General features: G+C 64.4%; 26 protein-coding genes and 1 tRNA gene. 7 read left to right on the top strand and 20 right to left on the bottom strand.

Annotated elements, in window-relative coordinates:
• Positions 1-7 precede the first annotated feature (7 nt).
• From ACP7BY_RS00525 to smpB, 8 genes are all read right to left on the bottom strand, one after another.
• Entirely contained in the window at positions 8-640 is a 633-nt protein-coding gene (locus tag ACP7BY_RS00525; RefSeq protein ID WP_126845675.1) for a glutathione S-transferase family protein, read from the bottom strand.
• Between the two features lie 269 nt (positions 641-909).
• Positions 910-2,013, bottom strand: a complete 1,104-nt coding sequence (gene recA / locus ACP7BY_RS00530) for a recombinase RecA (protein WP_010403152.1) — start codon at positions 2,011-2,013, stop codon at positions 910-912.
• Positions 2,014-2,132: 119 nt separating this feature from the next.
• Complete coding sequence (locus tag ACP7BY_RS00535) at positions 2,133-3,047, bottom strand: SDR family oxidoreductase (protein ID WP_426287982.1); 915 nt, start codon at positions 3,045-3,047, stop codon at positions 2,133-2,135.
• Between the two features lie 110 nt (positions 3,048-3,157).
• Entirely contained in the window at positions 3,158-3,511 is a 354-nt protein-coding gene (locus ACP7BY_RS00540) for a response regulator (RefSeq protein WP_033964581.1), read from the bottom strand.
• A 37-nt stretch (positions 3,512-3,548) separates the two neighbouring features.
• Positions 3,549-5,951 carry a response regulator gene (locus ACP7BY_RS00545; RefSeq protein ID WP_126845676.1) on the bottom strand — a complete coding sequence of 801 codons (2,403 nt, stop codon included), beginning with the start codon at positions 5,949-5,951 and terminating at the stop codon, positions 3,549-3,551.
• Positions 5,952-6,054: 103 nt separating this feature from the next.
• Positions 6,055-8,118 carry a M13 family metallopeptidase gene (locus ACP7BY_RS00550; RefSeq protein ID WP_137902599.1) on the bottom strand — a complete coding sequence of 688 codons (2,064 nt, stop codon included), beginning with the start codon at positions 8,116-8,118 and terminating at the stop codon, positions 6,055-6,057.
• 59 nt (positions 8,119-8,177) lie between these two features.
• Positions 8,178-8,762: a DUF2062 domain-containing protein gene (locus ACP7BY_RS00555; RefSeq protein WP_052192291.1), complete on the bottom strand. Its 585-nt coding sequence runs from the start codon at positions 8,760-8,762 to the stop codon at positions 8,178-8,180.
• A complete protein-coding gene (smpB, locus tag ACP7BY_RS00560; protein WP_033964621.1) occupies positions 8,755-9,237 on the bottom strand; it encodes an SsrA-binding protein SmpB in 483 nt (160 codons plus the stop codon). Before smpB ends, ACP7BY_RS00555 begins: the two co-directional genes overlap by 8 nt.
• 144 nt (positions 9,238-9,381) lie before the next feature.
• On the opposite strand from smpB, the gene ACP7BY_RS00565 reads away from it, so the two are divergent.
• A complete protein-coding gene (locus ACP7BY_RS00565; RefSeq protein ID WP_033964580.1) occupies positions 9,382-9,798 on the top strand; it encodes an acyl-CoA thioesterase in 417 nt (138 codons plus the stop codon).
• Positions 9,799-10,130: 332 nt separating this feature from the next.
• Here the strand turns inward: ACP7BY_RS00565 and ACP7BY_RS00570 are convergent, their stop codons facing one another.
• Together ACP7BY_RS00570 and dapA are read right to left on the bottom strand one after the other, a co-directional pair.
• The gene (locus tag ACP7BY_RS00570) at positions 10,131-10,451 is read right to left on the bottom strand and encodes a hypothetical protein (RefSeq protein ID WP_033964579.1); all 321 of its coding nucleotides are present in this window, start codon (positions 10,449-10,451) and stop codon (positions 10,131-10,133) included.
• Between the two features lie 90 nt (positions 10,452-10,541).
• Positions 10,542-11,423 carry a 4-hydroxy-tetrahydrodipicolinate synthase gene (gene dapA / locus ACP7BY_RS00575; protein WP_137902598.1) on the bottom strand — a complete coding sequence of 294 codons (882 nt, stop codon included), beginning with the start codon at positions 11,421-11,423 and terminating at the stop codon, positions 10,542-10,544.
• 87 nt (positions 11,424-11,510) lie between these two features.
• On the opposite strand from dapA, the gene ACP7BY_RS00580 reads away from it, so the two are divergent.
• The 3 genes from ACP7BY_RS00580 (at position 11,511) to ACP7BY_RS00590 (ending at position 14,460) form a co-directional block, all read left to right on the top strand.
• On the top strand, positions 11,511-13,502 hold the full coding sequence (locus ACP7BY_RS00580; protein ID WP_137902597.1) for a lytic transglycosylase domain-containing protein: 1,992 nt from the start codon (positions 11,511-11,513) through the stop codon (positions 13,500-13,502).
• Between the two features lie 54 nt (positions 13,503-13,556).
• Positions 13,557-14,048, top strand: coding sequence for a GreA/GreB family elongation factor (locus ACP7BY_RS00585; protein WP_137902596.1), 492 nt, complete (start codon positions 13,557-13,559; stop codon positions 14,046-14,048).
• Between the two features lie 127 nt (positions 14,049-14,175).
• Positions 14,176-14,460, top strand: coding sequence for an acylphosphatase (locus ACP7BY_RS00590; RefSeq protein WP_310303501.1), 285 nt, complete (start codon positions 14,176-14,178; stop codon positions 14,458-14,460).
• Positions 14,461-14,507: 47 nt separating this feature from the next.
• On the opposite strand, the gene ettA is transcribed toward ACP7BY_RS00590, so the two are convergent.
• A complete protein-coding gene (gene ettA, locus ACP7BY_RS00595) occupies positions 14,508-16,187 on the bottom strand; it encodes an energy-dependent translational throttle protein EttA (RefSeq protein WP_033966743.1) in 1,680 nt (559 codons plus the stop codon).
• Between the two features lie 303 nt (positions 16,188-16,490).
• Here ettA and ACP7BY_RS00600 point away from each other — a divergent pair, with 303 nt between their 5' ends.
• A complete protein-coding gene (locus ACP7BY_RS00600) occupies positions 16,491-17,873 on the top strand; it encodes a M20/M25/M40 family metallo-hydrolase (RefSeq protein WP_405052998.1) in 1,383 nt (460 codons plus the stop codon).
• A gap of 158 nt (positions 17,874-18,031) precedes the next feature.
• Positions 18,032-18,301 (top strand): hypothetical protein, encoded by a 270-nt coding sequence (locus tag ACP7BY_RS00605; RefSeq protein ID WP_010403172.1) that lies wholly within the window; start codon positions 18,032-18,034, stop codon positions 18,299-18,301.
• 74 nt (positions 18,302-18,375) lie between these two features.
• On the opposite strand, the gene ACP7BY_RS00610 is transcribed toward ACP7BY_RS00605, so the two are convergent.
• Positions 18,376-19,002: a tetratricopeptide repeat protein gene (locus ACP7BY_RS00610; protein WP_033966742.1), complete on the bottom strand. Its 627-nt coding sequence runs from the start codon at positions 19,000-19,002 to the stop codon at positions 18,376-18,378.
• A 116-nt stretch (positions 19,003-19,118) separates the two neighbouring features.
• Here ACP7BY_RS00610 and ACP7BY_RS00615 point away from each other — a divergent pair, with 116 nt between their 5' ends.
• Positions 19,119-19,871 (top strand): HAD-IIB family hydrolase, encoded by a 753-nt coding sequence (locus tag ACP7BY_RS00615; RefSeq protein WP_137902595.1) that lies wholly within the window; start codon positions 19,119-19,121, stop codon positions 19,869-19,871.
• Here the strand turns inward: ACP7BY_RS00615 and ACP7BY_RS00620 are convergent.
• The 8 genes from ACP7BY_RS00620 to gspI form a co-directional block, all read right to left on the bottom strand.
• Entirely contained in the window at positions 19,868-20,920 is a 1,053-nt protein-coding gene (locus tag ACP7BY_RS00620) for a Glu/Leu/Phe/Val family dehydrogenase (protein ID WP_033966738.1), read from the bottom strand. The genes ACP7BY_RS00615 and ACP7BY_RS00620 overlap by 4 nt on opposite strands.
• Positions 20,921-20,947: 27 nt before the next feature.
• Positions 20,948-21,024: transfer RNA gene (locus ACP7BY_RS00625), tRNA-His, on the bottom strand.
• Between the two features lie 53 nt (positions 21,025-21,077).
• The gene (gene gspN, locus ACP7BY_RS00630; RefSeq protein WP_137902594.1) at positions 21,078-21,797 is read right to left on the bottom strand and encodes a type II secretion system protein N; all 720 of its coding nucleotides are present in this window, start codon (positions 21,795-21,797) and stop codon (positions 21,078-21,080) included.
• On the bottom strand, positions 21,794-22,270 hold the full coding sequence (gene gspM, locus ACP7BY_RS00635) for a type II secretion system protein GspM (RefSeq protein ID WP_033966737.1): 477 nt from the start codon (positions 22,268-22,270) through the stop codon (positions 21,794-21,796). The genes gspN and gspM overlap by 4 nt, the downstream gene beginning before the upstream one ends.
• Positions 22,267-23,364: a type II secretion system protein GspL gene (gspL, locus tag ACP7BY_RS00640; RefSeq protein WP_033966736.1), complete on the bottom strand. Its 1,098-nt coding sequence runs from the start codon at positions 23,362-23,364 to the stop codon at positions 22,267-22,269. Before gspL ends, gspM begins: the two co-directional genes overlap by 4 nt.
• Entirely contained in the window at positions 23,361-24,344 is a 984-nt protein-coding gene (gspK, locus tag ACP7BY_RS00645; protein ID WP_137902593.1) for a type II secretion system minor pseudopilin GspK, read from the bottom strand. The genes gspL and gspK overlap by 4 nt, the downstream gene beginning before the upstream one ends.
• On the bottom strand, positions 24,334-24,954 hold the full coding sequence (gene gspJ, locus ACP7BY_RS00650) for a type II secretion system minor pseudopilin GspJ (RefSeq protein WP_052192511.1): 621 nt from the start codon (positions 24,952-24,954) through the stop codon (positions 24,334-24,336). Before gspJ ends, gspK begins: the two co-directional genes overlap by 11 nt.
• Positions 24,951-25,322, bottom strand: a complete 372-nt coding sequence (gene gspI / locus ACP7BY_RS00655) for a type II secretion system minor pseudopilin GspI (RefSeq protein WP_081988830.1) — start codon at positions 25,320-25,322, stop codon at positions 24,951-24,953. Before gspI ends, gspJ begins: the two co-directional genes overlap by 4 nt.
• Between the last annotated feature and the right edge of the window lies 1 nt (position 25,323).

Genomic DNA, 25,323 nt, shown 5'->3' on the forward strand with positions numbered 1-25,323 from the left:
ACGCCCGTCACGCATAGGCATAGGGTCCACCCTTGGCGAGCGCCGCCTGATAGGCCGGGCGCGCGTGGATCTTGTCGAGCCACGCGATCGTCGCCGGGCGCGAGGCATCGAGGCCCGCGCGGCTGCGCGCGGCCTCCAGCGGGAAGCTCATCATGATGTCGGCACCCGTGATCGTGTCGCCCGCAAACCATGGACGGCTCGACAGCTCGGCTTCGACATAATCGAGATGGACGTCGATCATCGGTTGGATACGCTTGGCGGCGGTCTTGCCCAGCAGCGGAATGCGGTTGACGACCAGCAGCACGAGCAGCGGCGGCATCATCGACCCTTCGGCATAATGCAGGAACTGGCGATAGCGCAGCACACCATCGCGGTGCGCGGGGGGCCCCAACCGACCATCGCCGCGCTCGACCAGATACTCGACAATCGCGCCCGTTTCGACGATCACATCCCCCAGCTCGGTATCCTCGAGCACCGGCGATTTGCCAAGCGGGTGGATTCGCTTGAGTTCGGGCGGAGCCAGCATCGTCTGCTTGTTCCGCTCATAGCGCTTGATTTCATAGGGGAGCCCGAGTTCCTCGAGCATCCACAGAATCCGCTGCGAGCGCGAGTTTTCGAGATGGTGGACGATCAAGGTCATGAGGACTCTCCGGGTCGGCTTGTTGCCCGCATCCTAGCAGCGATGCGGCACACAAGTCACACGCTACCTTGCGGTGCCCGACGCCGGGGGTCGCCACTCTGCACTCCGGCCATCCCGCCGCCGCAATATGAAAGGCCCGCCATCGCTGGCGGGCCTTCCCGGTCTCTGCGACGGCACCGAGAGCGCTCGATACCGCCATCGTGGTGGGACGCAGCCGTGCACTGCCGCCATCCCCTGCTCCGGCCCGCCGCAGCAGACCGGGGCGAAACTCACATCTCGTCGTCACCTTCATCGGGTTCCGCACCCGCCATCATTTCCTCGGCGACCTTGTCGGTCCGTGCGCGAATCGCCTTTTCCAGACGATCGGACATTTCGACATTTTCCTTGAGGAAGGTCTTGGCGTTCTCACGCCCCTGCCCGATGCGGACGCTGTCATAGCTGAACCACGCGCCCGATTTCTCGACCAGCCCAGCCTTGACGCCCAGATCCAGAATCTCGCCAATCTTGGACACGCCCTGCCCGTACATGATGTCGAATTCGACTTGCTTGAAGGGCGGCGCGACCTTGTTCTTGACGACCTTCACGCGTGTGGTGTTGCCGATGATCTCGTCGCGATCCTTGATCTGGCCGGTGCGACGAATGTCGAGGCGCACCGAGGCGTAGAATTTCAGCGCATTGCCGCCGGTCGTCGTCTCGGGGTTGCCGTACATCACGCCGATCTTCATGCGCAGCTGGTTGATGAAAATCACCATGCAGCGCGAGCGGCTGATCGAGCCCGTCAGTTTGCGCAGCGATTGCGACATCAGTCGCGCCTGCAAACCGACATGGCTGTCGCCCATTTCGCCTTCGATTTCCGCGCGCGGCACCAAGGCTGCGACCGAATCGACCACCAGCACGTCGATCGCGTTGGAGCGCACCAGCGTATCGACGATTTCGAGCGCCTGCTCGCCCGTGTCGGGCTGCGACACGATCAGCTCGTCGATATTGACGCCGAGCTTCTTGGCATAAACCGGGTCGAGCGCATGTTCGGCATCGACGAACGCCGCGGTGCCGCCGCCCTTTTGCGCCTCTGCGATGACATGAAGCGCCAGCGTGGTCTTGCCCGAGCTTTCCGGCCCGTAAATCTCGATCACGCGCCCACGCGGCAAGCCGCCGACGCCGAGCGCGATATCGAGCCCGAGCGAGCCGGTCGAGATCACCTCGACCTGCATCGTCTGTTTCGAGCCCAGCTTCATCGCCGAGCCCTTGCCAAAGGCGCGGTCGATTTGTGCGAGCGCCGCTTCCAGCGCCTTGGCGCGTTCTGCGGTGGCTTTGTCTGCTTGCTTGTCTGAGGCTGCCATTTTGCTGTCGATGACCTTCAACGATACCGCCATTGGTAGCCTCCTGCGCTAGACCGAACGCCGGGTGCGTTCAATGCGTGATGCACCGTGTATCGCGTTTGTTCTTATGGAACAAGAGTAGAACGACAACCTCTTTAAAAAAACCGGCAGGATCACGGCATTCCGCTGCCGCCCGCTGCGCCATAGACTTGTCCGGTGGCGTAGCTGCCGCCACTTTCGGCCAGCAGAACGTAGATCCCGGCAAGCTCGCCCGGTTGCCCCGGGCGACCGAGCGGCGTCTGACCACCAAACTGCTCGAGCTTTTCCATCGTCGCGCCGCCAGACACCTGCAGCGGGGTCCAGATCGGCCCCGGTGCGACGCCGTTCACGCGGATTCCCCGCGACGCCAGTTGTTTGGCTAGGCTGCGAACATAATTGGTGGTTGCTGCCTTGGTTTGCGCGTAATCATACAGATCTTCTGACGGATCGGTTGCCTGCTCCGACGTCGTCCCGATGATCGACGATCCCGGTGCCAGATGCGGCAGCGCCGCCTTGATGAGCCAGAACGGCGCGTAGATATTGGTCTTCATCGTCCGGTCGAATTCCTCGGTGGAAATGTCGAGGATCGAACCGTGGGTTTGTTGTCGGGCGGCATTGCTGACCAGAATGTCGAGCCCACCAAGCGTATCGACTGCGGTCTGGACCAGGGTGGCGCAGAAATCCTCGCTGCACAAATCCCCGGGGATGGCGACTCCGACTCGGCCCGAAGCGCGGATCAGATCGATCACGTCCCGGGCATCCGCCTCCTCTTCCGGCAGATAGTTGATGGCAACGTCGGCTCCTTCGCGCGCGTAAGCGATGGCGGCCGCCCGTCCCATCCCGGAGTCGCCACCGGTAATCAAAGCCTTGCGACCGGCCAGACGACCGGAGCCACGATAGGTCGATTCACCGTGATCGGGCCGGGGCCGCATGTCGCGCGCAAGGCCCGGCCAAGGCTGGCTCTGGCGTTCGAACGGCGGTTTGGGACCAACCTTTTGCGGGTTTGTCAAAGCGGATGGCGAAATGTCTGAGCTGGAAAGTGCCACGATCGGTCTCCGTGCCGGGATTGTGGCAGGAGAAACGGCAGAGCGCCGCGATGGGTCCGCATCAGGCCGGCTTTGTTGGGTTGATCGTGATCAGCCCCCCATCAGCCGCCTGATTAGCCCAATGCCGCCAATGCCTTGGAAACCCCATCCATCGTGAAAGGTTTGGCCAGAGTCGGACGATCGCGATACTCTTCCCCGACGCTATCATGCGACCCGCCGGTCGCGAAAACGAACGGAATGCCCTTCTCCGCGAGCACCGCCGCGATCGGGAAGCTCTTCTCCCCGCCGCGCAAATTGACGTCCAGGATGGCAGCGTCGATGCCACCCGCTTCAATCAACGCCAGCGCGGCCACAACGCTATCCGCCGTGCCGCCATGACGCTTTCCCAAGACATCGAGAAAATCCTCGATCATCATCGCAATCAAGGGTTCGTCCTCGACGATCAAAATGGTCTGTGGCCCGCTCATAATAGGCCCTTAGCCGGGCATGCCGGAATGCGCCAAATCATTTCGCACCCAATACCGCCCGCACCGCTTCAGCAAGCTGTTGTACCGAAAACGGTTTTGCCAGAAAGGCGACGTTGTCGAGATCGATCGACTTGCGAATCGTCTCCTCGGCATAGCCCGACATGAACACGATCGGCAGATCGGGATAGCGCGCGCGCGCTTGCCGCACCATGGTCGGTCCATCCATCAACGGCATCATCACGTCCGATATGAGCAGATCGGGCTTTGGGCCGGATGCCAACAGTTCGAGCGCAGCCTCCCCATGTTCGGCGCACAGCACGGTATAGCCCTGCCGTGTCAGCGCCCGTTCGGCAACGGCCCGCACCATGTCCTCGTCTTCGACCAGCAGGATCGTGCCTGTGCCCCAGAGATCGACCGGCTTCTCGCGCGGCAAAATCCGTGCGGGTGGCGCTTCCGCCAAGGCACCGACGGTGTGGACCGGCAAGTAGATGGTAAATACCGCCCCCGCCTGCCCGCGCGGTCCAGCCTTCACATTATCGGCAAAGATATAGCCACCCGATTGTTTGACGATCCCATAAACGGTGGACAAACCGAGCCCGGTGCCCTTTCCCACCTCCTTGGTCGTAAAAAAGGGCTCGAAGATTTTTGGCAGCACATCGGGCGGGATACCGCCGCCGGTATCGGCCACTTCAAGCACGACATAATCGGCGGCCGGAAGGATATCCGATGCGAGCTTGCGCACTTCGGCGGTGGTGACCGCATAGGTCTGGATCGCCAGCGTGCCGGTGCCGCGCGGATCCTTCGCCATCATCGCATCGCGCGCGTTCACCGCGAGATTGACGACGACCTGTTCGAGTTGCCCGGGGTCTGCACGCACCGGCCCCAGGTTGCGCCCATGTTTGACGGTAAGCGTGACGCTTTCGCCCAACAAGCGCTTAAGCAAATTGGTGACTTCGGAAATCACGTCGGGCAGTTGCAGCACTTGCGGCCTGAGCGTCTGCTGGCGGGAGAAAGCGAGCAATTGCCGCGTCAGGCTGGCCGCGCGGTTGGAGTTGGCGCGGATTTGCTGGATGTCGTCATAATCACTGTCGCCGGGCGAATGGCGCATCAGCATCAAATCGCAATGCCCGATGATCGCGGTGAGGATGTTGTTGAAATCGTGCGCAACACCGCCCGCGAGCTGCCCCACCGCCTGCATCTTGGTGGCCTGCGCCACTTCGCGCTTCAGCCGCGTTTCCTCGCTATTGTCCTTGAGGCTCAACAACACTGCCGAATTGCCGAGGCCGCGCGCACCCGCGATCGACAGGGCGACCGGCTCGTCGGGATGATCCTTCAGCCGCACCGCAAGGTCGGTTGAATGCGTCGCGCCACCGGCAAAACGGCGGATCGCGTCGGCGACCACACCCTTGTCTTCGCGCACCAGCAAATCGCCGGGATAGATGGGCGGGCTGTGCGGATCGACCGCCGCCGCCCGCGCAAAGGCGTCGTTCATCTGCACGAAGCGCCCGTCGCCGCCGATCAAGGCAACGCCGAACGGCATCAACGACACCAGGCTCTTGATATGCGCCGCCGCGCTTTCGCCAATGGCAGGCTGGCTATTCTCTTCCTCGTCGATCAGCGCGACCAGCATCGGCGCGTCTTCCCCATCGAGAAACGGGATCTGGAGAACGCGCAACGGGTTCTGCGCCAGCCCTTCGCGTTCGAACCGCGCCATGCCGTGCGAGTCGGTGATCAGAAAGCGCGCAAAGTCGCGACCGACGATCGCGCCTTCCTCATGCCCCATCGCACGTGCCCGCAACACGCGGTTCGCCGCCCGGATCCGCCCGTCGGGATTGATCAACGCCGCCATGATCCCGGCGCTGCCGAGTCGATCGCCCGTCGCTCCCGAGATCAAATTCTCCATCGTCTGGGCGAGATCCAGGCCCTGCGTTGCATGGAAACGCCAGACCAGAAGGTTGCCGTCTTCGCCGGCCCGCGTCACTTCGGCGGAAAGCTGCGCGCCTTTGATGAGGAGCCGGGCGACTCCCGCCGAGCCATCACGCCAGGCGGCGCGTCCGGCAGCCCCCAAAAGCTCCACACCAGTCGCATCAAACGGCAGCCCCGGCGGGGTCGCAAAGCCGCCGAACAGCGTCTCGTAGCGATTGTTGGCGCACACCAACCGTCCGGCACGATCGGTCACCGCAATCGCATCCGGGCTGCTCTCCGCAACCGTACGCGCGACGCTCCAATCCGGCTCGGCAGCGAGTTCCGCGGTGCGCGGGAACAGACGGCGGAACAACAGCAGCCCGCCCGTCGCCACGAGCGCGGTCGCAAAGAACGCCGCCGCAATCGGCGCGCTGCCGATCACCACCAGAACGATCGCCGCAGCCGCGCAGCCGCAGCCAATCGCGATCAAAGCTGCGCCGCGAGACGGGTTCGGAGACGTTGGAAGCGATGCCATCCGCACCTGCATTGGGCGATGCGCCGGGAGCGTCAAGGGCAAAGCGGCCAGACACCGCCGCACCGCGCCACCCGTCCAGGCGGCGCGGTGCAGAATACCGCCTTTACCAGACCTTCACACGGTCAGCCGGGGCAAGATACAGCTTCTCGCCCGCCTTCACGCCGAACGCCTTGTACCAGGCATCGACGTTGCGCACCTCGGCGGTGCGGAAGGGCCCGGGCGAATGTTCGTTCGAAATCACCTGCGAACGCAGCGCCGGTTCGCGGAACTTGATCCGCCAGACCTGCGCATAGCCAAGGAAGAAGCGCTGGTCGCCCGTCAGCCCGTCGATCACCGGAGCAGGCTTCCCGCCAAGCGAGCGGTGATACGCATCATAAGCCAGCGCCAGCCCGGCAAGATCCGCCATGTTTTCGCCCAGTGTCAGCCCGCCCTTGATGTGCAGGCCCGGCAGCGGCTCATACGCGTCATACTGCTTGACCAGCTTGTCGGTCATCGCGGTGAAGCGTTTGACGTCCTCTGCGGTCCACCAATCGGCGAGCTTGCCGGTCGGATCGTATTTGCGCCCCTGATCGTCGAAATGGTGGCTCAGTTCATGCCCGATCACCACGCCGATGCCGCCGTAATTGACCGCCGGGTCCGCCTTGGCGTCGAAGAAGGGGGGCTGCAGGATCGCCGCCGGGAAGACGATCTCGTTCATCGGCGGATTGGCATAGGCGTTCACCGTCATCGGGGTCATGCCCCATTCGGTGCGATCGATCGGCTGGCCGAGCTTGTGCAGATCGCGCTCATATTCAAACGCGTTCGCCGCCGCGACATTGCTGACGATGTCGTCGCGCTTCACCGTCAGCGCCGAATAGTCGCGCCACTTCGACGGATAGCCGATCTTGGGGGTAAAGGCGGCGAGCTTGGCGTGCGCCTTTACCTTGGTTTCCGGGGCCATCCACGTCAGATTGTCCAGCCGCACGCTCATCGCCGCGATGATGTTCTTGACGAGCTGGTCCGCCGCCGCCTTGGTCGCGGGCGGGAAATATTGCGCGACATATTCCTGGCCGACCTGTTCGCCCATCGCCCCGCTGACGATCCCCACGCCGCGCTTCCACCGCACCGGCTGCTGCGGCGCACCGCTCAGCACCGTGCCATAAAAGGCGAAATTGGCGTCGTTGATCGGCTTGGCGAGAACGCCGGCGTAGCTGCGCAGCAAGCGCAGGATCAGGAAATCCTGGACCACCTGGACCGGGGCATCGGCGAAAGCCTTGGCTTCGTCGGTCAACGCGCTGGGCATCCCGACCAGATAATTGCCCTGGCCTGCGGTCCCCGCCGTCTTCATGTAGACCTCCCACGGGAAGCCCGGGGCCTTGGCCGCGAAGTCAGCCGCCGACCACTTATTGTAGGTCAGATCGGAATCGCGCGATTTGATGCGGTCCCAATGCGCGGTCGCCAGCGTCTTTTCAAAGGCGTAGACCGCCGCGCCGCGCGCCGCGGCATCGTCCACACCGGCGAGGCCCAGCATCTGCACCTGATAGGCCTGATATTTTGCGCGCGTGTCGGCGAGCTTGGGGTCGTCCTTCAGATAATAATCACGATCGGGCAAGCCGATGCCCGATTGGCTCAGCCCGACGATATAGGTATCGGGGGCCTTGTCGTCCTGGCCTACGCCCATGCGGAACAGGCCGCCCACGCCAATCCGTTGCAGCTTGGCCATCTCGACCGCCAGCGCAGTCTTGTCGCCCGCTGCGCGGATTTCGGCGATCCAGGGCTTGATCGGATCGATGCCCTTGGCGTTGATCGCGGCGTCATCCATGAAGCTCGCATAGAAATCGCCGATCTTGTCGCCGGGACGCTTCGCCGCAGCATCCAGGATCGTGCGGGTCTGTTCCAGCGAGCGGTCGGCCAAGCGGTTGAACATACCGTACGTCGCCTTGTCCGCCGGAATCTCGGTGGCTGCTTCCCACTTGCCGCCTGCGAACTTCACGAAATCATCACCCGGCTTAACGCTGGTGTCCATGCCGGCAATATCGAGCCCGAACGCGCCGATCTCGGCACCGGCCGCTTTCGGCGCGGGCTCTGCCTTCGCTGCAACCTTGGGCTTCGGTGCCGGATTTGCGTGGGTCACCCCCACCAGTGCCGCAGACGCGAGCAGGGAAACCGTGACCAACGAACGACGCATGCAAAAATCCTCTCAACGGACATTTAATGGAGCGTGTTGTAACCGCATGACACATTCCGTCAAATCGCTTGTTTCGGCCCTTTTTGCGCAGCACGCCTGCGCCATTTGCGACCGATGCGGACGCGCCACACCAGTCCGGCCAGAAAAAAACCTGCCGCCGACAGCGCCACAGCGATCAAAATCAGGCCGACAATCGTCGCCGGACCACCCTGCGAAACCAGCCAATGGAGCAGGCCGACATTGGCCTTCACATTGCTGGCAATCGGCGCGCCCGGCACGCTGCGATCGAGCCGCAACACCCAATGCCCGAGTTCGTAGGCGCACCAGAATAGCGGCACCGTTGTGACCGGGTTGTGCAACAACGTCGTCCCGACGGCGACCGGTACGTTGGCACGCACCGGAAGCGCAGTCACCGCCGCCAGGGGCATGTGCGCGAATGGGAACAGGACGCCCGTAAAGAGCCCCAAAGCGACGCCCCGCGGCACCGAACGACGCGTAAAGCGCCACAATTCCGGGGCGAGAATGCGGTGCGCAACGGGACGAAGATAGCGATTCGCCTCCACGCTTTCCCGCGTGGGGATGTGGCGACGCGCGAATGCGATGATCTGTGCCGTGCGGCGGGCGCGGATGACGACGTCAACCACGGTCGCGCATCAGCCTCCCTTGCTCGCGCTTCCAGTCGCGTTCCTTGATCGAATCGCGCTTGTCATGCGCCTTCTTGCCCTTGGCCAGCGCCAGTTCGACTTTCGCGCGGCCCTTGGAATTGAAATAGACCATCAGCGGCACGAGCGTCATGCCCTCGCGCGCCACCGCGCCGTGCATCTTGTTGATCTCGCGCTCGTGCAGCAGGAGTTTGCGCGCGCGCTTGGGCTCATGGTTGAAGCGGTTGCCGTGGCTGAATTCGGGCACGTTGGAATTGATCAGCCACACCTGACCGTCCTTCACCTCGGCATAGCTTTCGGCGATCGAGCCGGTGCCGCTGCGCAGGCTCTTCACCTCGGTCCCGGTCAGCGCGATGCCCGCTTCATAGACGGTATCGATCGCATAATCGTAACGCGCGCGCCGGTTCTCGGCGACGATCTTGGTTTTTTCGAAAACGGGGGGCTTTGGACGGGCCATAAGAGCGGCGATGTAGGCGCTGTCGCCGCGAAACAAAAGCCACAAGCGCAGATTGGCACCGACCCACCGCAAGATCGCACATTTTGCGCAGGTCGCGCGCGTTGTTCGCTCGCTATGCGCGCGCCAATCCTATAAGGTGAGGGTATGACCGAGTGCCTGAGCCCCAAATTCGCGACGCACAGCTTCGCCATCGCCATCGATGCCGCCGACATCGATTTCATGGGCCATGTCAACAATGCCTCCTATCTCAAATGGGTACAGGATGCGGTGGTCAGCCACTGGCAGCGCTTTGCCCCGGCAGAAGCGCTGGCGACTCACGCCTGGGTCGCGCTGAAGCACGAGATCACCTATCGCAAGCCGACCTTTCTCGACGACGAAGTGATCGCCACCGTGCTGCTCGAAAAGGTGCAGGGCGCGCGCGCTTTCTACGAAACGATCATCAAGCGCGGCGAAGACGTGCTCGCCGAAGTCAAATCGAGCTGGTGCTGCCTCGACGCCACCACCCTGCGCCCGGCCCGCCTGGCGCGCGACGTGATCGACCGCTTTTTCGCCAAGGATTGAGCGGCGGGTTGGCCGCTCAATCCCTACCAGCCCCCCATCCGTTCGTTTCGAAACGAACGGGGACGACCAAGCGCTATGCTGCGGGGCGGGATCGCCAGAGCGACCATGGAAGATTTTAACCAATAGCGGACGCAATGCGCTTGCGGTATCGTCGCAATATGGAAGAGATTTTCCTGGCGACGACCGATCTCGTTGGATGGATCAACGAGGAATATGGCCCTTGGGCAGGATGGGCTGCGGCCATCGTATCGCTATTTGGGTTTGCAGCCGTTATTTTTTCAATGTTCGCGTGGCTGGCGCGATAACAGCAGATACCGCCCAGTTGCGAACGTTCAACGCGGCGGTTTCTGACCTCGGATATCAGCCCAATATTCGGCTTCCACGTCACCATCGATATCGATCGGATTTGCGCTTCCTTTGTTGAGCCGATCAGAGCCATCCTTGCACGGCCCGGAAATCCAGAAGTGCGCTCCGCTCTCCGTATCGAAATAGTTCGCCTTGAAGCCCTGCCCACCGAGGCGCTGAAAGGTGCGACCTGCATAGTGAACCGACTGACCCGATTTCGACAGGGTGACGCGACCAATACGGGCGGGGCCGTTCAGGCCCTCGGATTTGTCCTCGATATACATGATGCGTGTTTTCTTCGCGGTCATCCGGCGTGCCTTTCCAGTCTATTTATACCCGCAATCGCCAAGGCACGAAACGGCGGCTTTCCACCAAGCCCAGAGGCTAACCCTACCCCCTCAAACCAACCCAGCCGCCGCCAGCCCCGCATCCACCGCGCGCTGGCTCGTCTCGCTCGGCCAGGTCATCGGCAAGCGCAGCGCTTTCGGAAAGTCCGGCCGCACCCGGCTCAGCGCATATTTCACCGGCCCCGGCGAAGCATCGGTGAACAGCGCCACATGCAGCGCGAAAAGCCGGTCGTGCAGCTCCAGCGCCGCCGCATAGTCCCCCGCCGCACACGCCGCCTGGAACGCCGCGCACAAAGCCGGCGCGACATTGGCGGTCACCGAAATGCACCCCACCCCGCCGGTCGCGTTGAACGCCAGCGCCATGTCGTCATTGCCCGAAAGCTGCACGAACCCCGCCGGGCACGCCGCGCGCTGCGCCGATGCGCGCTGGATCACCCCCGTCGCATCCTTGATGCCGACCACGCTGGGGAAGGCATGCGCAATCCGCGCGACCGTCTCGACCGCGATGTCGGTCACGGTGCGGCCGGGCACATTGTACAGCACGATCGGCAAGTCGCACGCCTGCGCCACCGCCTCGAAATGGCGGAAGATGCCCTCCTGATTGGGCCGGTTGTAATACGGTGGCACCATCAGCGCGGCATCTGCGCCCGCCGCCTTGGCCGCCTTGATATTGTGGATCGCGACGCGCGTGTCGTTGGAGCCCGCCCCCGCGATCACCGGCACGCGGCCCCTGGTCTGGTCGACGCAGATGCCGACGATGTGGAAATGCTCCTCCACGCTCAGCGTTGCCGCTTCACCGGTGGTGCCGCAGGGCACGAGACCGGTCGAACCCTCGTCAATCTGCCATTCAACCAGATCGCGATACGCCGACTCATCGAACGCGCCGTCGGCGGAGAACGGCGTGACGAGCGCCGGGATTGATCCCGAAAACATGGTTAAGTTGCTCCTGAGAGACGGAATTCCGTCGCATTTTTAGATTTGTCGCGCGACAAATACGGACGAAAGGCATATTCTGTCCACATGATTGCTTCGCTCCTTAAATCAGCCCTGTTGCTGGCGGGGGTTTCCACCATCGCGGTGACGTCGAGCGACGCACAGGATCAACTCGGCTGGGGCCGGGCAACACAGGTGCTGGCGGGCACGACCGCAACCAACGCCGCGCTGGCGGCGTCGATCGCCGAGTGGAAGGCGCTGCAACAACCGAGCGGCTATAGCTTCGAACGCTATGCCCGCTTTCTCCTCGCCCACCCCGGCTGGCCCGGGGAAATGGGCCTGCGGCGTGCGGCGGAGCGGTCGCTCGATCTGGGCGGTTGGTCGCCCTCCACCGTTGTCGCATTTTTCCACCGGTTCCCAGCTTTGACGGGTTCAGGCCGCACGCGCTTTGCCGAGGCGCTGGCGGCCACGGGCGTGCGCGAGGAGGCCAATGCCGCCGCCCGCGCCGCCTGGGTCGCAGGGTCGCTCTCCACCGCCGATGAAGCGCGGATCGTCACCGGCTTTGCGAACGCGCTGACGCCCTCCGACCATAATGCGCGGATGGACATGCTGCTGTGGCAGGGCGCGCTTGCGGCGGCACAGCGGCAGATGGCGCTGGTCAGCCCCGCCTGGCAACCGGTGTTCGCCGCCCGCCTTGCCTTCCGTACCAACGCCCCCGATGCGGCCGAGCGTGCAGTAGCGACCCAGCAATATGGCGCGGCCGATCCGGCCTGGCTGGCGGATCGCGCCAATTGGCTGCGGAGCACTGGTGCCTCCGCCAGCGCGCGCACCTTGCTGGCGCAGCGTCCGGCGCTGGCGATGACGCCCGGCAGCCCCGAACAATGGTTCGAAGTGCTGCTGACCAACGCCAAGGCAGCCGCAGCAGACGGTCAGGCGACGCTGGCATATGATATCGCCCGCAAGGTCAGCGATGCCTATCCTGCCGGCACCGATGTCAGCACCCGCCCCTATGGCGAGCGCGACGACTATACGAGCCTCACCTGGCTGGCCGGGCAGACCGCGCTGAAGCAACTCGCCCGCCCAGCCGATGCCGTCCCGCTGTTCCTGCTCTACGCCAGCGCATCGCGCACGCCGACGACGCAGTCCAAGGGGCTATACTGGGCCGGACGTGCGGCAGAGGCCGCCGGGCACCGCGACGAGGCCAATGGCTATTACGCGCGCGCGGCGGGCTTCCGCGACCTGTTCTACGGCCAATTGGCGAGCGAACGCATCGGCCAGCCGCTCAACCCGCCGGGCGACCCGATCCTGCGCCCGGTCGCGCCGGAAATCCGCGCGGCTTTCTATGCGCGCGAAACGGTACGCGCCGCGCAATATCTCGGGACAACGGCGGCGTGGGTCGACCAGACCGCCTTCGTCCGCCAGATCGCGATCGACGCCAAGACCGATAGCGACCATGTCCTGTCGACCGAATTGTCGCGCACGCTTGGCCGCCCCGATCTCGGCGTGATGGTCGGGCGCAGCGCCCTGCAGAATGGCCTGAGCGAATATTCCACCGTCGGCTTCCCCAATGTCCGCGTGCCCGTCGCAAGCCAGGACGACTGGACGATGATCCACGCCATCGCCCGCCAGGAAAGCCAGTTCGACCGCGCCGCGATCAGCCATGCCGGCGCGCGCGGGCTGATGCAGTTGATGCCGGGCACCGCCCGCGACACCGCGACCAAGCTCGGGCTCAGCTACAATCCGTCGGCGCTGACCACCGATACCGATTACAACATCATGGTAGGATCGACTTATTTCCGGCACATTTACGGGATTTACGGCAGCTACCCGCTCGCCGTCGCCGCCTACAATGCCGGTCCCGGCAACGTGAACAAATGGCTCCGCGCCAATGGCGACCCGCGCCTGCCGGGCGTGGACATGGTCGACTGGATCGAGGCGATCCCGATCTACGAGACCAAGAATTACGTGCAGCGCGTGCTCGAAAATGCCGTGGTCTATGATTTGATGAACCCAAGCCGTTCGCGGTCGTCCGGCGCGAACCGGATCAGTTGGTATCTTGGGAAGAGCACCCCAGGCTGAAACACCCCATCTTGGGGATGACAGCGCACCGGCAGATGTGGTGTAGCATCCGCGATGGACGATCGCCCCAATTACATGACCCCGGCGGGCTATGCCGCGCTCAGTGCCGAATATCAGCAGTTGCTGGGCGATGAGCGCCCCAAGCTGGTCGACGTCATCTCCTGGGCGGCGGGCAATGGCGACCGCTCGGAGAATGGCGACTATATTTACGGCCGCAAACGCCTGCGCGAGATCGATCGGCGGCTGGGGTTTCTCGCCCGGCGGATGAAGGCGGCTAAGGTCATCGACCCAGCAGCGCAGCCGGACCGGGGGCGCGTATGGTTCGGGGCGACGGTGACGATCGCCGACCCTGAAGACTTTAGCGACACCGCCGAACGCGTACTGACGCTGGTCGGCGACGACGAGACCGACGCCGCCGCCGGGCGGATCGGCTGGAACGCGCCGATCGCGCGGGCGCTGCGGGGGGCCGCAATCGGCGACGTGCGCCGCGTCACGCTCCCGGCAGGCGAGCGGCAATATGAGGTGATTGCGATCTCCTATCCGTGAAGAAACGCGAACACGCGACGGAAACTGCAGGATTTACGACGGAACCGGCAGGAACGACGATGACTTCGCGCACGTGATGCTACAGCACGGTAATCGCGCGCAAGACGATGCGCCGAGTAAAAGGTTGATGACAATGGCAGTGGTGCAGCGGGTGTTCGTCACCGGCAAGGTTCAAAATACGGGATTTCGGGACTGGGCGGTGCGCCGCGCGCAGGAATTTGGCGTGACCGGTTGGGTGCGCAATTTGAAGGACGGGCGGATCGAAATGCTCATCGCGGGCGAGGACGACGCCGTCACCGCCATGACCGAGGCGTGCCGACAGGGCCCTCCGCTCGCGCGAGTCGATCATCTGGAAGCCAATGCCGACGGCGAGCGCGTCCCCAAGGGGTTCACCAAACGCTTCACCGCCTGAGCGGCAGGCGGAACGGCGTGGTCCCGCCACGCCGTTCCGCCCAGCGCTTATCGCGTCAGCTTCTTGTAGGCGAGCCGCGTCGGGCGGTCTGCCGCATCGCCCAGGCGACGGCGCTTGTCTTCCTCATAGCTCTCGAAATTGCCCTCGAACCATTCGACATGGCTGTCGCCCTCGAACGCGAGAATGTGCGTGGCGAGGCGATCGAGGAAGAAGCGATCGTGGCTGATGACCACAGCGCAACCCGCGAAGGATTCCAGGGCCTCTTCCAGTGCGCGCAGCGTCTCGACGTCAAGATCGTTGGTCGGTTCGTCGAGCAGCAGGACGTTGCCACCCTCCTTGAGCATCTTGGCGAGGTGAACGCGGTTGCGCTCACCGCCCGAAAGCTGGCCGACCTTCTTCTGCTGGTCCTGCCCCTTGAAGTTGAACGCGCCGACATAGGCCCGCGTGCCCAGCTCCTGCTTGCCGAAGCGGAACACTTCGAGCTTGTCGGAGATTTCCTCCCAGACATTGTTGTTCGGGTCGAGATCATCGCGCGACTGATCGACATAGCCGAGCTTCACCGTCTGGCCGATCTCGATCGTGCCTTCGTCGGGGGTTTCCTGGCCGGTGATGAGCTTGAACAGCGTCGACTTGCCCGCGCCGTTCGGCCCGATCACGCCGACGATGCCGCCCGGCGGCAGCGTGAAATCGAGATTTTCGAACAGCAATTTGTCGCCATAGGATTTGGTCAGGCCCTTGGCCTCGATCACCTTGCCACCGAGGCGTTCGGGGAGCTGGATCAGGATCTGCGCCTTGCCGACCGCGCGGTTTTCCTGCTTCTCCATCAGCTCGTCAAACGCACGGATACGCGCTTTGGACTTGGTCTGGCGCGCCTTGGGGGTCTGCCGCATCCACGCCAGCTCGTCGGCAATCGCCTTGGCCTTGCCCTGCTCCTCCCGCTCTTCCTGCTCGAGCCGCTTCACCTTCTTTTCGAGATAGCCCGAATAGTTGGATTCATAGGTGTAGTACCGCCCGCGATCGAGCTCGAGCACCCAGTTGACGACGTTATCGAGAAAGTAGCGATCGTGGGTGACGAGAATGACGTTGCCGACATAATCGCGCAGGTAATTTTCGAGCCACGCGACGCTTTCCGCGTCGAGATGGTTGGTCGGTTCGTCGAGCAGCAGGATGTTGGGCTTTTCGAGCAGCAGCTTGCACAGCGCAACACGACGCTTCTCACCACCCGACAGGTTGGTGACGGCGCTGTCGCCCGGCGGGCAGCGCAAGGCTTCCATCGCGATTTCAAGCTGGTTGTCGAGGCTCCAGCCATCGGCCGCGTCGATCTTTTCCTGCAACTCGCCCATTTCGCCGAGCAGTGCATCATAATCGCAATCCTCGGGCGGATCGCCCATGATCGCGACGATTTCGTTATAGCGCTCGACCATCTGCGCGATCGGCCCGGCACCCATCTTGACGTTTTCGAGCACGGTCTTGGTTGGGTCGAGTTGCGGCTCCTGCGGCAGATAGCCGACCTTGATGCCATCAGCCGCCCATGCCTCGCCCGTGAAATCGGGGTCGATGCCGCCCATGATCTTCATCAGCGTGGATTTGCCCGAGCCGTTCGGCCCGATGATCGCGATCTTGGCGTCGGGCAGGAACTGCAGGTGGATGTTGTTGAGCACCGGCTTGGCGGCACCGGGGAAGGTCTTGGTCAGGCCCTTCATTACATAGCTGTACTGCACGGCCATCGGCTGCGGGCTCCGGGATCGAGAAGGATGGATTTGAGTGGCGGCAGATAGCGACCGCCAGCGCGCTTGGCAACGCGCCGACGACAGAGGTACCGCTCAGCGACAGGGGCGCAATCTTCGGAGGCGGATTTCGACGGTCCCATGCGATTCCCGTTGCAACCGCCCCGTGTCTTGGTCTTACTCTGGTGTTGACCAACCTTCCACCCGCCGCGCGGCAACGCCGCTCGGTGCTTTCCGCATCAACCCTTTGCCAACAGACGGGAACCGCCCTTGATAAAGCTTCGCGCCTTCGCCCCTGCCACGATGCTTCTCGCCACCACGGTGCTGGCGACACCCGCGCTCGCCCAGCGCGTCGCGCCGCCTGCGGTGGCGATCGCACCGACGGTGACCGCGCTGCGCGATGCGGCGCTGAAGGACGATGTTGCCTATGATATCGTGTCGGGCATCACCACCGAGGTCGGCCCGCGCCCGGATGGCTCCCCCGCCGAAGAACGCGCGCGGCAATGGGCCGTCGCAAAACTGAACGCACTCGGCTTCAAGAACGTGCGAATCGAACCCTATGAACTCAAGAACGTATGGGTGCGCGGCGTTGAAACCGCAGAAGTTCTGGGCAGCTATGCGCAGCCGCTGCGGCTGACCGCACTCGGCAATTCGGGTGCCACGCCCGCCGCTGGGCTGACGTTGCCCGTCGCCTATTTCGCCAGCTTCAATGATTTGCTGCTCGCCCCCGCAGGCAGCCTCACTGGCAAGATCGCCTTCGTCTCCAATGCGATGCAACCAACGCAGGATGGGTCAAGCTATGGCAGCCAGGGCATGGCGCGCTTCGTCGGGCCGACCGTTGCGGCCAGCAAGGGTGCGAGCGCGATCGTGATCCGCTCGATCGGCACCGACCACGGTCGCGGGCCGCATGCGGGCACGACCAACTTCGCGCCCGGCGTAACGCCGATCCCCGCCGCCGCGCTTTCGGTTGCCGACGCCGAAAATCTCGAGCGGATCGTCAAACTCGACAAGCAGGTGAAGCTGCACCTCACGCTGACGCCGACGGTGGTGCCAAGCCGCACGTCAGGCAATGTCATTGCCGAAGTGCCCGGCACCGACCCCGCGGCGGGGACGATCCTGATTGGCGGGCATCTCGACAGTTGGGATCTCGGCACCGGCGCGATCGACGATGGTGCGGGCATTGCGATTACGGCAGCCGCCGCCAAGCGTTTGCTGGATTCGGGCCCGCATCGCCGGACAATCCGTGTGGTGTGGTTCGGCGACGAGGAAACAGGCGGCTTTGGCGGCGCGGCCTATGCCAAGGCGCATGCCGGCGAAAACCACGCACTGGCATCCGAATCCGATTTCGGAGCGGATCGTGTGTGGCGCTTCGAAACCAATTTGCCCGAAAGCGCCAAAGCGGTTGGCGACCGTCTGGTCGTCGCGCTGGCCCCGCTCGGCATCGTGCGTGGTGCGGGTGTGGGGGGTGACGGAACCGATGTCGGTCCGACGCTCAAGACCGGCGTTCCGGCAGTTGATCTTAACCAATCGGGCTTGCGCTATTTCGACTATCACCACACGCCCGAGGACACGCTCGATCGTATCGACCCGGAACAACTCCGCCAGAATGTCGCCGCCTGGACCACGCTGCTCGCGATCGTCGCCGATGCGCCCGAAGCGATGGGCGCAGTGACCCCAAAGAAGTAACCATAACTCAACCCGTCGCAAATGTGGCGGAAAGGTGGCATTTGCGGTGACTTATGGCGAATTTAAGATTGACGCACCGCAGCAGGACGTTATGCCACGAGCCTTCGCGACGGCGTTGGGCCGTTCGTGAAACTGCTAATTTGCTTGGGAGCAATTGCATGAAGAAGATCGCCCTTGTTCTCGTTGCCGCCGGTGCCCTGTCGCTTGCTGCGTGCCACAAGAACCCTGAAGCAGCCGCCATCGAGAACAACGCCGACGTCATCGCCGACGGCATTGATAACAACGCTTCGGTCCTCGACGACGTTGCGTCGAACACCTCGAACGCTGCTGCTGCAGACGTGATCGCAAACTCGGCTGACGCGCTGCACGACAAGGCGGACAACGTCCGTGACGCAGGCGCAGCCAAGGCTGACAACGTTACCAAGTAAGACTGTCGGGCGTTTCGCCCAGGTCTGATGAATTGGGCGCTTCCTTCGCGGGAAGCGCCCTTTTTCGTGGCCGCTCAATATCCGCGTTGCGCGAGCACGACATTCAGCGCGTACAAACGCACCGCTATCTCGCGCCGATATGATATTTCGGGAGGGGACAAGGCCAGCGCCTTTGCCCAATATCGCTGCGCGGTACGGAAATCGCCCGCCTCCACATAGGCAAGTCCTTCAAAAAAGGGCGGCGCAGGATGATCCGGCGCAATCCGAGTCGCATGATCGAAGGCGAGCCGCGCGGCGGGCGAAACCGTATTATCATGCTGCGCCAGGGCGGTGCCAAGGCCAACCCACAAGGTTAAGCTGCGCGGATAGTGGCCAAGCCCCATCAGCACTACCTGCGCACCGCTGTCGCGGCTGCCACGTCGCATCAGCGCGTCGGATGCGACCAGATAGGCCCCATCCCCCGAAAATCGACCGAGCAACGCCCCGCGCAAATCGACGATCGAGGGATCGATCACGACCGTGGCGGCATTCGCCTGCGCCGGTCGGCCCGGCAGGGTTGCATGGCCCTGCATCGCGTACCCGACCGCCCCCAGCACCATGATGGGCACGACAACACCCCATAAGTGCGGCGAAACGCCCGCCCGCCACAGAACAAGAACGACCGTCAACGCAATCAGCGCCAGTGTCACCCAACCGTTCATTGCGGACCCATCAAGCTTGCCATCGCGTTACATTAGACCATTTTGTGTGCGCGTCGACGCGCAACCCCATGTCCGGCCGCGCGTTCGCCCACCAAACGGTCCAAGGAATCGATATCGTGAAACAGTTAATCGCTTTCGACCTCGACGGGACGCTCGCCGAGAGCAAGCAGAAGATCGGGGGTGAGATGGCAGGCTTGCTCAGCCAGATGCTCGCACGCGTTTCGGTTGCCGTCATCTCCGGCGGCGATTGGCCGCAATTCGAAAAGCAGGTGGTTGCGGCCCTGCCCGCCCCCGCCGCGATCGAGCATCTGTTCATCATGCCGACCACCGGCACCAAGCTCTATCGCTTCATCGATGGCATATGGAGCCCGGTCTATGCCGAGATCTTCGCGCCTGACGAGCGCGACCATATCCTAAGCGCGCTGACCGAAGCGACCAAGGAAGCGGGCTTTGCCGACGAGAAGATCTGGGGTGAGCGCGTCGAGGATCGCGGCAGCCAGATCACCTTTTCCGGGCTGGGGCAGGAAGCGCCGCTCGACGCAAAAAAGGCCTGGGACCCCGATTTCGCCAAGCGCAAGGCGATGCAGGTGCTGCTGCGCAAGGCCCTGCCCGATCTATCAGTCAATATCGGCGGATCGACCTCGCTCGACATCACCCATGCGGGGATCGACAAGGCCTATGCGATGCGGCGGCTTGCCGAACATTCGGGCATCGCGACCGCCGACATGCTGTTCCTCGGCGACGCGATCTATCCCGGCGGCAATGACGATGCCGTGCGCGCAGCGGGCATGGACACGATCGCGGTGCGCGACGTGGCGGAAACCGCCACCGCCGTGCGTGCGATGATCGCCTGCCTGCCCGTGCGTTAGCCCCGGCCGATCAAGCGGCGCGCGATGCTGTCGGCCACGTCGGCGGCAGGCGCGCCGGTGCGGTCGCTTTCGTCCCATACTTCGATCAGACGATCCGGGATGCGGGCGATCCGCGCATTGACCTCGGCCTGGTCGCCCTGGCCGAGATATTCCAGCCCGACATTGATGATGCCGCCGGCGTTGATAACATAATCGGGCGCGTAGAGGATCCCGCGCGCCTGCAGTGCCGCGCCCTCGGCCTTGGTTGCCAACTGGTTATTGGCGCCACCCGCCACCACCGTGGTCTGCAACGCCGCGATCGATTCGGGGGTCAGGATCGCGCCCAACGCATTGGGGCTGACGATGTCCGCCTTGATGCCGAGGATCGCGTCCGCCGCCACGGTTTCGACGCCGAGCTCTTCAGCCAGCGCCTTTGCACGGTCCGCATTGACGTCCGCCAGCGTCAGCCGCGCGCCATCCTTGGCGAGCAGCCGGGCAAGACCACCGCCAACGCTGCCCACACCCTGGATCGCGACATGCACGTCCTTCATCACGTCCGCACCAAGACCACGCTTGGCGGCAGCCTTGACGCCGAGATACACGCCCATCGCGGTATAAGGTCCGGGATCACCGCCCGCGCTGCCTGCCGCGACCGGCAGGCCGGAGACGTGCTTGGTCATTGTCGCGATCGTCTTCATGCTCGCTTCGGACATGCCAACGTCTTCCGCCGTGACATACCGTCCGCCCAGCGATTCGACCACGCGGCCAAAGGCTTCCAGTTGCGCGTGGCTGATCGAATCGCCCGGCTTTTCCGCCAGCACGACGCCCTTGCCGCCACCCATGGGCAGGCCCGCCATCGCGTTCTTGAAGCTCATGCCACGCGACAGGCGCAGCGCGTCGGTGATCGCACCGTCGCTATCGGCATAATGCCAGAAGCGCACGCCACCCGCTGCCGGACCTAGCTTGGTCGAGTGAATCGCAATGACCGCACGGAGCCCCGAGGCAGGATCGGTGAAGAGGTGTACGCCCTCATGATCGTCGAAATCGGGGAAGCCCCAGCCGCTGGTCACGCTAGAATTCCTGGCTGCTTGAAGAAATGGGGCGACCGACGGGACTTGAACCCGCAACATCCGGCATCACAAGCCGACGCTCTAACCAATTGAACTACGATCGCCGCAGAGCAAGCGCCCCTAGCGGGCGGGGGGGGCCAGCGTCAAGAATACAAGCTCAAAATTTCCCCTCAACGGCGAGAAGATATCCATTGGGCATGTGCTGAAACCCGCTGCGCTCCAGCTTTTGCGCGGCCGCAGCGTCACTCGGCTTGGCCAAAAACTCGGCGCGAAAGCGTCCCGAATCCCACAACCGTACCGTCACTTGCTCGGTCCCGGCCTGGCTGACGAGCGGCAACAGCAGCGCGCCCGCATCACACCGCGCCGCGCCCGCCAGGCCCTGCCCCAGCGTGATTCCGGCGATATCGCCACCCAGCGTTGCCTTGACGCGCCCTTCGGCGCGCTCGCACCGCCCGTCCACAAACCGCACGCTGACATCGTCCAGATCGATGGCCGTTATGGGCAGCGGCGCAAACGCGTCCCCGACGGGTACGCCAGCGGTCATCTGCTCGATTCCGACGCTGTGCCGCGAGACGCTGACCGCGCCGTGCAAGGCACGCCCGGTGCCCGAAGGGTGCCCCTCCAGCGCGAGTCGCGCGCGCCCCGCGAGCAAGGCCCATGGCGACAATGCAGCATCGACATCGCCCAAGGCGATGCTGCCCAGTTGCGCCTCGCGCAACGAGCCCGCCCACACGCTGCCACTGGCCGCACGCGCGGCAAAGCCGGTGCCATCCAGATCGAACCACGCCAGCGCGAACCGCAGCGGCAACAGCAGGATCAACGCCAGCACAAAGATCGCGCCGAACAGCGCCGCCGGTCCGGTGCGCAGACGGATCATTGGCCCTGCGCCTTCAACGTCATTTGTACCGCCACCGTGCGATCGCCATTGTCGGTCGTTCCCAAGCGATCGACCAGCATGCCCGACGCTTCGAGATCGGCGATCCAGCCGATCAAAGCCCCCGGCCGGGCCGAGGCGATCGTGATCTGCACCCGGTCGCCGCCCTGCGGTATGACACTGGCGAGCGCGAAACCGGCATCGTTGGCGCGCGTCCGCACCATCGCTTCGAGCGGCCCGGCCAGCGGCGCGGCGCGGTCGGCCTGCGCGGCCTTCACCGCATCGACCCGCGCTTGCGTCTCACCCAGGCGAATCACCGCATCGGCATGGCGCGTCCTGGCCGATTCGAGCGCATCGCCGAGCGGCACGACCAGGAAATAGCCCAGGGCGAGCACCGCCATCGCCGCACCGGCCAGCAGCAGATACTGCTCGCGCCGGGAGCGGGCGCGATACCAGAGGAGCAAGCGCTCGGTCATCGCGGCTTCACCATGATGTCCCCCGTCACGCGCCCGCCGACCGACTGGAACTGCCCCATCGGCGTAGCGCTGAGCCCGCTCGCTTCGATCCGGCGCTGGAGATCGAGAATCTGCCCCTCATTCTGCACGCCCACCGTCACGCGCATCGCGCCATTCGAATCGAAGGACAGCGTGCGGATCTCGGTACCGGGTGTCGCGCGCATCGCCGCGAAAACGGTCGCGGCGGTGCGGCTGAAGCCGAGCCCGCCGCCGCGCAACCGCTCGAGCCGCGCGCTGAGTTGGCGGTCAGCGTCGTTCACCGCCTCGCCGCGCGCCAGGCCACTGCGCGCTAGCAGATCGGCGCGGCGTTCGAGATCGTCGGCGGCGAGCGAATAGGTCAGCAGTTGAACGCAGGTGATCAGCAACGTCACCGCCAACACCGCCCCGGCCAGCCAGCCGAGCCGCCGGATCAACGCCCAATCGATCGCCGTGGCGACCACCTTCGCAAACGGCCCCTGTCGCAGGTTGAGTACGGGCGCATGGGCCGCCGCGATGATCGCCGCCTCCATTTGGTCGCGCGGCAAGGTCTCGGGCGTAACCCCGCCGGTGATAAGATCGGTCAGCCCGGCCTCGTCGGCAAAGCCGCTGGTCGGCCCCCGCACCACCCCCGCACCGCCGAGATCGGCGCGGACATAGCCCGCCTCCGGTCGCGGCAACAGCAACGGCGCGGGCAGCAGTACATCGGGATCGATGCCATAGTCTGCCAGGACGTTGAGCCAGTCCCGCATCTGGGTCGCCGCCACGACGGCGATCGGCCGTTCGACCAGCGCCTCCTCGCGCCCCACCGCGACATGCACTTCGCCAATCGGGGTTGCGCTCGCATCTGCGGCAAGCAAGCGCGCCGCCGCCACCGCCTGGGCGAGCGAGCGGTCGGGCAGTTCGGCCCAGTGCAGCGTCACCGCATCGGCGGGCACCACCGCGACCAGGCGTTCCTCGCCAACGGCGGCCAATACGGGCATCCCCTCGCCCCGCCCGGCCACGCCATCGCCCGCGATCCGCAGCCAACGCCACGCGGTGTCGTGCGTCGGAAGAAAGAGGACGAGCGTATCGGTCATGGTCGCTCACCCCATTGCCGCGATACCAGCCGCGCGGGAAGAGCCGTTGCGTCGATCAGGCCGCTTTGTTCCAAGCGAATACCGCCCAGCGCGACATCCACCCGCAGCGCAAACCATGTCGTCTTGACGTCGGTCTGCCCCGCGCCGCCCTCGCCCGCCGCCCCGGCGAGTGCCGACTGCGACCAGAACGCCCCCGCATTGGAAAAGCCCTTTGGCGGTCGCTGCAACAGCGCTTGGCGCACGGCCTCGACCGACAAAGTCTGGCCGAGCATTGCGATCAACGGCGCTTGTTCGGGCAGCACGGTATTGACGTTGATCTTCGAGGGGATGGCGACGGGCAACGTGCAAATCCACGGTCGCAGCCGATCGTAATCGAGGCGTGTAACGCCCGCGACCGCCCGCAATTCGCTGGGATCGCTCATCAACGTGTTGGCGGTGCGATAGGCGAGCTTGCCGCCGCCATAGACGTTATCCTCGGCACCACCATCGAGGGGGCTGTTGTCGCTGTCGATCCAGTCCGCCGCCGCCGCCGCAATCGCATCGGGGGAGCGCGCGGTGGGATCGACGAGCGCGATCAAGCGCGCGAACTGCGTGCGCGCCGGGGTATAAGCGGCATAAACGCCCGGCGTTGCCTCAATGGCGAGGCTGTTGAGGTTGAAGCAATTGCCGCCATCGGTGACGGTCGCGGTGGCGGTGCCGTTAGGAATCGGCAGCGCGAAGGGCTGGCCACTCCAGCCGCCCTCCAACGTCACCTTGTCCGGGCTTTTCGACAAAAGATCGCTGATCTTGAACACCGCGAGCGTTTCCGCCGCGAAAGAAAAGGCGCGCGCCTGGTCGAGCGTGACCGCGTTGCTGCCCAGTCGCGTCGCCAACCGCAGCTTCTCGAGCGCGACCCCAGCCAATACCGCAATCACCGCCACCAGCAGCAGCACCGTCAGCAGCGCCGCACCGCGTTCGGATCGGGGGGCCTCAGCGCGCATTGGTCACGCGTTTGCCATATCCGGTGCCGACGAGGAACATCTCGCGCGTCTCGTCCCCCGGATCACGCACGATCCTGAGTTCCAGTGCATCGGGCAGCGGGTTCTGGTCATTGCCGACCCAGCGATCACTCCACGCGCCCTTCAGACGATAGCGCAGCGCAACCGTGCGGATGTGCGACAGGAGCGGCGTCGGCGGCAGCGCGGGGGCACCGTCGAGCATTGGATATGCAACACGGACGAGCGCGCCATCCTCGAGCCGATATTCGACCTTCTGTTCGGACGGGCGCGGCGCGCCGTCGAGGTTGCTCCAGCCGCCGCGCACCACGCGCAACAGCACCGCACCGTTGGTGCCCGGTTCGCCGATAAACGCCGGCAACATCTCGCCCCCCTCGCCGCGCGTCGGGCGCACCACCGCCTGCGCGAGGTCTGCGGTCAGGATTGCGGACAGGCGATTGCGCGCCGACACCGCCTCCAGTCTCGCCCCGGTCAGCCCTTGCGCCCGCACCGAGAACGACAGCAAAGCCACCCCCGCCGCCGCCAGCAGACCGAAAATCAACAGCGAGATCATCACCTCTATCAAGGTGAAGCCGTGTTCGGCCCGTCTGCTCATGGATTGGTCGCCCCGTCGCGCACCATCGTGATATGTCCGGCGCTGCGACCAGCCGGATCGAGCACGGTCACGTCGATACGCAATATGCGGGCGTCACCGGTCGGCTGCACCACGCGCGTCCACGCCCAATCACGCCCGCCATTCGCCTCGGTGCCAGTGGCCGAACCGATGGTCGGCGGGCGGGCATCGGTCATCGCCTCGATCGCGATGTTGCGCGCCACCATTTGCGCCATCAGCGTGGTGTCGAGCGTCGCTGCGCCGCGGATCGTCGCGCCCTCCAGCCGGATCAAGGCGAGCGCGGCCAGGCTGAACACGGCGAGCGCGACCATCATCTCGATCAGCGTGAAGCCGCGCGTCGCGGTGCGCACC

This window comes from Sphingomonas sp. PSPC2-2 (assembly GCF_049897725.1).
Taxonomy (GTDB): Bacteria; Pseudomonadota; Alphaproteobacteria; order Sphingomonadales; family Sphingomonadaceae; genus Sphingomonas.